We start from the raw sequence: 8364 nt of genomic DNA on the forward strand, positions 1-8364 counted from the left end.
CCGTTTTGACGCTACAATTGGCTATACCAGTGACTCTCATGGTACTGAATTTCCATTTTGCAAGAAGTTTCTTCATCCGCATCTTCAGTTGAATAATAGCGATGATAACTGGCCTGTTTACAGGTATGCTGAAGTTTTACTATTCCTTGCAGAAGCTATTAATGAACAAGGTAAACCGGTTAGTGAAGCTTTATCTTACATTAATGATGCAGTTGGTAACAGTCCGGTAAGCATTCGTGAAAGAGCTGGTCTTGGACCTATTGTCGCCACTACTCAGGATGAGCTGAGAACAGCCATTGCCCATGAGCGGAGGATTGAGTTAGCGTTGGAAAGTAAGCGTTGGCTTGACTTGGTTCGTACTGATAAAGCGACCGAGGTTATTACAGCGTATGGCGCACGTGTAAAAGCTAATCCATCTGCATATTATTTCCCGGCTGGTTACACACCTCCGGCCGCTGCATTTTCTTCTATTGATTTGGTTTGGCCGTTACCAGCAGCAGAAGCATTGTATAGCCCTTATTTTTAGTATTCATAGACTATGGCATTAGTTTCTAACTAAATAAGAAGTAGACTGTTCTGATAACCTTTTACAGGAGGTAGGAGCAGTCTACTCAATTCCTTTTTTATTTAATCATGTAGTAATCAAAAAAAATATATAGAATACACTGCTGGAATGCTTCTATTGGTGCCAATGTTTGTAGAGGGGGAGATGATTGAAAGATATTGTTGAAACATTGTTTTGAGGCTGTTCCGGATAATAAAATCACCCTTAAAATATGTTCAGAAATGAAAAAGAAAACTGAAAATACAGATCTAAAATTTCACTTGGTTATTTTATTTCTCATGGGGCTGCTTTGGGTTGGTTGTAAGGGCCCTAAAACTGATGTTGGAAATAGTAGTGCACTACTGGAATCCGGATTTATAACTCCACCGGATAGCGCTAAACCTCGGGTGTGGTGGCATTGGATGAACGGTAATATTACCAAAAAGGGAATTCGGGCTGATTTGGAATGGATGCACCGTGCCGGGATTGGCGGCTTCCAAAATTTTGATGCTGGTTTAAGCTCACCACAAGTGGTTGATCATCGGTTGATTTATATGACACCTGAGTGGAAAGATGCATTTGCATTCACTACCAAGCTGGCTGACTCGTTGGGATTGGAGATGGCGATTGCCGGCTCCCCTGGATGGAGTGAGAGTGGTGGCCCTTGGGTGAAGCCGGAAGAGGCGATGAAAAAATATGTTTGGAGCCAGATTCGTATTGAAGGTGGAAAACCTTTCTCCGGGAGACTTCCGCAACCACCGGCTGTAGCCGGACCATTTCAGAATATTGGAATGGAAGCAAGCCCAATGGGGCGCGAAGCTGAAAAGTCCCCGGACTATTATGCTGATGCAGCAGTTATTGCTTATCGATTGCCGGAAAGTGATCTTTCAATGGCGGCACTGAATGCAAGGGTTACTTCTAGCGGAGGCAAATTTTCACTAGCAGAATTAACGGATGGAGATTTGGTCAAATCAAACTTTTTACCTGCTGGAGAGGATGGAAAAGCTTCCTGGATTCAATTTGAATTTGAAAAACCGATCGCGGTGCAGGCGCTTACAATTGTGGGCGGAGGAATGGATCGCATGTTTGGCCCTCCCGGAGAAACCCGCGCGTTGGAAACAAGTAATGATGGTGTCACTTTTGATAAAATATTGGATATTCCGGCAAGTTCGTTAAAGGAATTAACAGTTTCCTTCAAGCCGGTTAGCGCTAAATACTTTCGTGTTATGTGGACGAAATTACCGAATCAGGGAGCACCTTCAATTCCTGGCTTACCCATGATGAATCGGGGACCCCAGGGACCGGCCGGAACGCAGGTTGCAGAGCTCGTTCTTTCGACCTCGGGGCGGGTGAACCGTTTCGAAGATAAAGCCGCATTCGAAGCTGCAACTGATCTTTACCGGGCTTTCACACCTGATGTTGATGCCAAAACTGCTGTCAAAAAAGCGGATGTGGTTGATTTAACTGCGCAGATGCAGGTCGACGGCACACTAAACTGGACTCCACCGCCTGGCGATTGGATGGTCGTTCGTCTTGGATATTCTTTAACCGGACACAAAAATGGCCCGGCATCTCCTGAAGCTACCGGACTCGAAGTAGACAAGCTTAGTGCAAAGCACGTAAAAGCCTATTTCACGAATTATCTCGATCAATATAAAGATGCTTCTAACGGACTGATGGGCAAAAGAGGCTTACAGTTTGTAATTACCGATAGTTGGGAAGCGGGGACGCAAAACTGGACCGATGATATAATTTCGGAATTTAAGAAGCGAAGAGGCTACGATATGCATCCCTGGTTCCCGGTACTAACAGGTCAAATTGTAGAGAGTGCTGAAGCAAGCGACAAATTCTTATGGGACTTCCGGAAAACTTTGGCCGACCTGGTGACCGAAAATCATTACGATCAGCTAACAACATTACTAAAAGAACGAGGGATGGGACGTTATTCCGAATCTCATGAGGCTCGTCGTGCTTTTATTGGTGACGGAATGGAAGCGAAACGAACTGCAACAGTTCCGATGGGAGCTGGCTGGACCCCAGGTGGATTTGGTGGTAACGAGGGGGGAGTTGCCTCTTTTTATCAGGCTGATATTCGCGAGTCTGCATCTGTATCTCACTTGTACGGACAAGATTTTGTTGCAGCCGAATCTCTGACAGCGATGGGTTCGGATTATGCCTGGTCGCCGGAACGCTTAAAGCCAATTGCGGATCAGCTGATGGCTTGCGGACTCAATCGTTTCGTGATTCATACGTCGGTACACCAACCTTTGTTGGATCGTGTGCCAGGGATGAGCCTTGGCCCCTTCGGCCAGTGGTTTACCAGAAACGAAACCTGGGCTGAGCAAGCGATTGCCTGGACGACTTATTTGTCGCGGAGTTGCTTTATGTTGCAACAAGGAAAATTTGTTGCCGATATTGCCTATTATTATGGTGAAGACAACAACATTACTGTGCTGTTTAGTAAGCTGCGTGGAGGTGATCTGCCGGATATTCCGGAAGGCTATAACTATGATTTCATAAATGCAGATGCATTAGTCAACTTAGTGACAGTTAATAACGGATTAATCACAACACCAACCGGAATGAGTTATCGCGTGTTGGCGCTTGATCCCAACAGTCAGTACATGACGCTTACCGTATTGCGAAAATTGAAAGCCTTGGTTGAAGCCGGAGCAGTGGTTGCCGGTCCAAAACCAATTATGACACCAAGTCTCGCTGATGATCCGGCTGAATTTGACGCAATTACCAACCAACTATGGGCAAGCGATAGCGAGGTTAATGTGATCGGAAATGGTAAAGTATACCCGGAATTGGCCTTGCTTGAAACATTGAAAGCGGAAAATATTAAACCCGACTTCAGTTACACCAAACCAGAGAAAGATACAAAGCTATTCTATTTGCATCGCAAAGCCGGTGATACAGATATTTATTGGGTGAATAATCGCAGTAGTCGGAGTGAGGCATTGGATGCTACCTTCCGGGTATCTGGTAAAGAAGCAGAAATATGGCATCCTGAAACGGGTAAAATAGAACAAGTTTCTTATCAGATGGGTGCTGATGCCACTACCGTTCCTCTGCACCTGGAACCGGAAGATGCCTATTTTGTGGTATTCCGCAATAAAACGAAAGAAAAAGAATACAATGCTCCGGCTATTTCCGAAAATAAACTGGCAACGGTTGAGGGACCATGGACGGTGAATTTTCAGGCTGAACGAGGAGCTCCATCAGAAGCAGTATTTGAAACATTAACGGCATGGAATGAAAATTCGCAGCCAGGCATCAAATACTTTTCAGGTACTGCTACCTATTTGAAAACAGTAACGGCTCCGGCTGAATGGTTTACCACAGGTGCCCAAATTTGGATTGATTTAGGTGAGGTGAAGAATCTGGCCGAAGTAATCGTGAATGGTCAGTCGCAAGGCATTGTTTGGAAAACTCCGTTTAAAGTTGATATCACCAATGCTTTAAAGGAAGGGGATAACAAGTTTGAAATAAAGGTAACAGACCTTTGGGTTAACCGATTGATTGGTGATCAGCAACCGGATGTTTCTGAGAAAATTACCTGGTGCTCAAACCCGTTCTACAAAGCGGATTCTCCTTTATTTACCTCGGGCTTAATCGGACCTGTTTCAATACTCAGTGAGAAATCAGAATAATCCAGATACTAAATCAAAAACTTCAGATATAAAACGATATGAGAAAAATACCATTTCTGTTAACAGTATTTGTGAGTGTATTATTTGCCGAACAAATAGTTGCTCAACAATTAACAGCCACTTCTATTGATGAGATTGTCAAAGCGATGACGCTGGAAGAAAAAGCCAAGCTGTTAGTTGGTTCCCGAAACCAGGCATTTGGTGGAGGTAGTGCAACTGTTGGGCACACCGAGGACCTGGTACCAGGGGCCGCAGGTACAACTCAGGGGATTGAACGGCTGGGAATAACACAGGCTGTTCTGACTGATGGTCCTGCCGGAGTGCGCATCAGCCCAACACGTCCGAATGATGAGGCTACTTATTACTGCACTGGTTTTCCGGTAGGGACTTGTTTAGCCTCCAGTTGGAATATCGAGTTGGTTGAGCAGGTTGGTGAAGCAATCGGAAACGAAGTGTTGGAATATGGTGCTGATGTTTTACTGGCTCCTGGAATGAATATTCAGCGGAACCCACTTTGTGGTCGTAACTTCGAATACTATTCAGAAGATCCTGTTGTCGCCGGAAAGATTGCTGCTGCTTACGTTAATGGAGTTCAAAGTAATGGTGTGGGTACTTCTGTTAAACACTTTGCTGCCAATAATCAGGAAACGAACCGCACCGAGAATGATTCTCAGGTGTCGCAGCGTGCATTGCGTGAGATTTACCTCAAAGGATTTGAAATTGCAATTAAGGAATCGAATCCCTGGACGGTAATGTCTTCCTACAATAAGATTAATGGTGAATATACCCAGCAAAGTCACGATTTGCTAACCACGATTCTTCGGGATGAGTGGGGATTTAAAGGTATTGTGATGACGGACTGGACTCGCCCTCGTGATATTGCCGCTCAGATCAGTGCAGGAAATGATTTGATGGAACCGGGTATGCCTGTGCAGTCCGAGGATATTATTGCCAATGTGAAAAGTGGAGAGTTGTCGGAAGCAGATGTTGATATTTGTGTTAAACGGATGTTGGAATTCGTAGTTAAAACTCCTCGTTTTAAAGGATATGAATATTCCAATAAGCCTGATTTAAAGGCGCACGCTGAAGTTACCCGGCAGTCAGCAACAGAGGGAATGGTTTTATTGAAAAACGAAAATAGGGCATTGCCAATCGCTGAAGATATTAAAGATGTTGCTTTGTTCGGGATTACTTCCTACGATTTTATTGCCGGCGGAACCGGATCAGGCGACGTAAATAAAGCTTACGTAATTGACCTGCAACAAGGACTAACGAAAGCAGGTTATTCCATTCAGCCTGAACTGAAAGATTTGTACGAAAAATATAAGGCCTATCAAACCGCTAAAATCAATAGTGAGCAAACGAATCGCAGTTGGTTTTTGGGTAAACCGGTGTTGCCGGAAATGGCAATTGCTCGCCAGTTTATCGACAAGCGTGCCGAGGATTCGGAAATCGCGATCATTACGATTGGTAGAAATGCAGGGGAAGGACGTGATCGAAAGATCCCCAATGACTTCAATATTAGCAGCGACGAACGTCAGTTACTGAATGATGTTTGTGATGCGTTTCATACGGCGGGTAAAAAGGTAATTGTAATCTTGAATATTGGTGGAGTAATTGAGACGGCTTCATGGAAAGATCTTCCGGATGCAATTCTTTTGGCCTGGCAGCCCGGTCAGGAAGGTGGTTATTCGGTTGCCGACGTTTTGAAAGGTACTGCCAATCCTTCCGGAAAATTGACAATGACTTTTCCGATTTCATGTATGGACCATCCATCATCATCTAACTTTCCTTATGACTTTGATGGTCGCGCAAACGCTGGCTTTGGTTTTTCTCGTAATGCAAGCGAAAAAAATGTTGATTATACCCGATATGATGAAGGTATATATGTTGGCTACCGTTATTTCACGACAGCAGGGAAAGCTGTCTCTTATCCGTTTGGCTATGGCTTGAGTTACACCACATTTGGATACAGCGATGCTAAGGTCTCACAGTCGGGCAATGACTATACTGCAACTGTCATCGTTAAAAACACGGGTGATGTAGCTGGAAAAGAAGTGGTTCAGCTTTATATTTCTGCTCCGGAAGGCAAGTTGGAGAAGCCGGTTCGTGAGTTGAAAGCTTTTGTGAAAACCAAGGAGCTGCAACCAGGAGAAAGCCAAAAAGTATCGATGAAATTTTCAAATTATGATCTTGCCTCCTACGATGAGGAAAGCCAGTCTTGGGTAACCGTGAATGGTCAGTATGTTGCTGCATTTGGTGTGTCCGTTGATGATCTTTTCAGCCAGATTTCTTTTTCGGCTGACGATGCCGTTTATAAAGCTCACAATGCTTTAAAACCGGAAACAGAGATTGATGAATTGTCTCTGAGAAAATAGAAGCCACTTCAAGTAAAATTTTGAATCAACCTAAACCAACTAAACCAAAACATTTAAAGGAGACCAGCATATGAAAGTTAACAGTCTAATCTTAGTATTGGCGATTTGTTTGGGAGCTATACAGGTGAGTTTTTCTCAAACACATGAAGCCTCCCCATTCAAAGCAGGAGCTGCCAAAGTAGATATTACACCGGATGAAAATAATCTTCCCAAGGGGTATTATAGCATTCGCGATCATTTATTCTGTCGTGCAATTGTCATTGAAAATGGAAGTACATCGGCAGCGCTGGTTGCAGTAGATCAGGGAATGGTTAACAATGAGCTTTACGATAAGATTGTGCAACAGATTGAGGTAGAAACCGGTATTCCGGCACTGAATGTTTTTGTTGCTGCATCACATACGCATAGTGCTCCTTGGGGAGTAGAAGCTTCTGTCGAAAAAGGCGTGGTGGAGGCCGTGAAAGAGGCAAAGGCAAAGCTTCAGGAAGCTACCATTAGCTACCAAACGGGATTGTCCTATCTTAATATTAATCGAGATGTCATAGATCAGGAGACCCGGTTGTGGAAGCAAGGTCCAAATTATGAGGGGCCATCGGATAAAACAGTTGCGGTTGTTACCTTCCGTTCAAATGACGGAAATCCAATTGCCGTATATTACAATTATGCCATGCATGCGAATATGATGTTTATGAGTGGTGCGATAAGCGCTGATTTTCCGGGTGAGGCTTCAAAATATATCGAAGAATATTATGGCAATGGGACGATTGCCTTATTCTCAAGTGGTGCTGCCGGGGATCAAAATCCAATTTCTGTTGAACCAATGGTTGAGGTTGGTCACAAAAAAGTGGATGCGTTGATGGCTAGTGGAAAAGCTAAAGATTTGGCAGAAGCGATTATGATGGCTGGTTTTGGTGGTGGAGCTGAGGTAAAACTGGACCCGAAAGCTTTGGAACGGCAATCACAAATGGTTAGCTCGCTAGGACAAATTTTGGCTGAAGAAGTTTTGCGGGTAACCCAATTGCCCCAAAGGTCTGATTCGTTAATCTCAGTTTCGGGCTCAGAAGAGATTTTAACCTGTCCTGGAAGAACCCGAACAAATACCGGTCGGGAAGGAGCTCCGGGAACCTACGAGGATGGTGATCCGGTGCATATCAAACTAAGTCTTTTGCGGCTGGGTGATATTGCTATTGCAGGGGTCAATGCGGAGGTTTACAATATCATTGCTCAACGGTTAAAGAAAGAGTCACCGCTGACAAATACCATCTTTTCATCAATCACCAATGGGGCGGCCAATTCGGGCTATATTCCTAATGATGACGCATTTCAACGATATACTTTTCAGGTTCTTAGTTCCAACTTAAAGCCAAATCATGCTGAGCGTGGAATTATCGATGGTTTGGTTGAACAGATTGAGAAGTCGGAGCTTTGACCGCAGGCTATTGTGTAATTTATAATTGGTAAGAATCATGAGTAAGATAAGCAGACGACAATTTGTTTCCCGGATGTCGCTTTCAGCAACCGCCGCGTTAGCTTTTTCGAACCTGGGATATTCAGCATCCAAGTATTTATTTTCTGATCCGATTCGATCAGGAAGTTATGTTGAGGCTGAAACCTCTTATGGTAAAATCAAAGGAATACGATTTGAAGGGGTAAATATTTTTAAAGGAGTACCTTATGCTGGTCGAATTTCAGGAGATCGACGTTTTCGCAGACCCGCACCTTTAGAGCCCTGGATGGGAGTGAAGGATACTTTGGAATTGGGGCCTCCGGCTATTCAGAGTCCCAG

The 8364-nt window shown here is 44.2% G+C and carries 5 protein-coding genes; all 5 read left to right on the forward strand.

All coding sequences use genetic code 11. The features are described 5' to 3' along the window. The coding region (locus AC37HE_RS02505; RefSeq protein ID WP_500781199.1) for a RagB/SusD family nutrient uptake outer membrane protein at positions 1–526 on the forward strand (526 nt) is incomplete at its 5' end. Between the two features lie 260 nt (positions 527–786). Next, the gene (locus AC37HE_RS02510) at positions 787–4200 is read left to right on the forward strand and encodes a glycosyl hydrolase (RefSeq protein WP_500781200.1); all 3414 of its coding nucleotides are present in this window, start codon (positions 787–789) and stop codon (positions 4198–4200) included. A gap of 38 nt (positions 4201–4238) precedes the next feature. After that, complete coding sequence (locus tag AC37HE_RS02515) at positions 4239–6578, forward strand: glycoside hydrolase family 3 C-terminal domain-containing protein (protein WP_500781201.1); 2340 nt, start codon at positions 4239–4241, stop codon at positions 6576–6578. 70 nt (positions 6579–6648) lie between these two features. Then, positions 6649–8007 (forward strand): neutral/alkaline non-lysosomal ceramidase N-terminal domain-containing protein, encoded by a 1359-nt coding sequence (locus tag AC37HE_RS02520; RefSeq protein ID WP_500781202.1) that lies wholly within the window; start codon positions 6649–6651, stop codon positions 8005–8007. Between the two features lie 37 nt (positions 8008–8044). Continuing rightward, positions 8045–8364 (forward strand): carboxylesterase family protein (locus AC37HE_RS02525; RefSeq protein WP_500781203.1); only part of this gene is annotated, 320 nt, incomplete at its 3' end.

Source organism: Mangrovibacterium sp. (assembly GCF_059905295.1).

Excerpts from the sequence above, each read along its gene's own strand:
- AC37HE_RS02510 (WP_500781200.1), top strand. The coding sequence starts at position 787 with ATGAAAAAGAAAACTGAAAATACAGATCTAAAATTTCACTTGGTTATT.
- AC37HE_RS02520 (WP_500781202.1), top strand. The coding sequence starts at position 6,649 with ATGAAAGTTAACAGTCTAATCTTAGTATTGGCGATTTGTTTGGGAGCT.
- AC37HE_RS02515 (WP_500781201.1), top strand. The coding sequence starts at position 4,239 with ATGAGAAAAATACCATTTCTGTTAACAGTATTTGTGAGTGTATTATTT.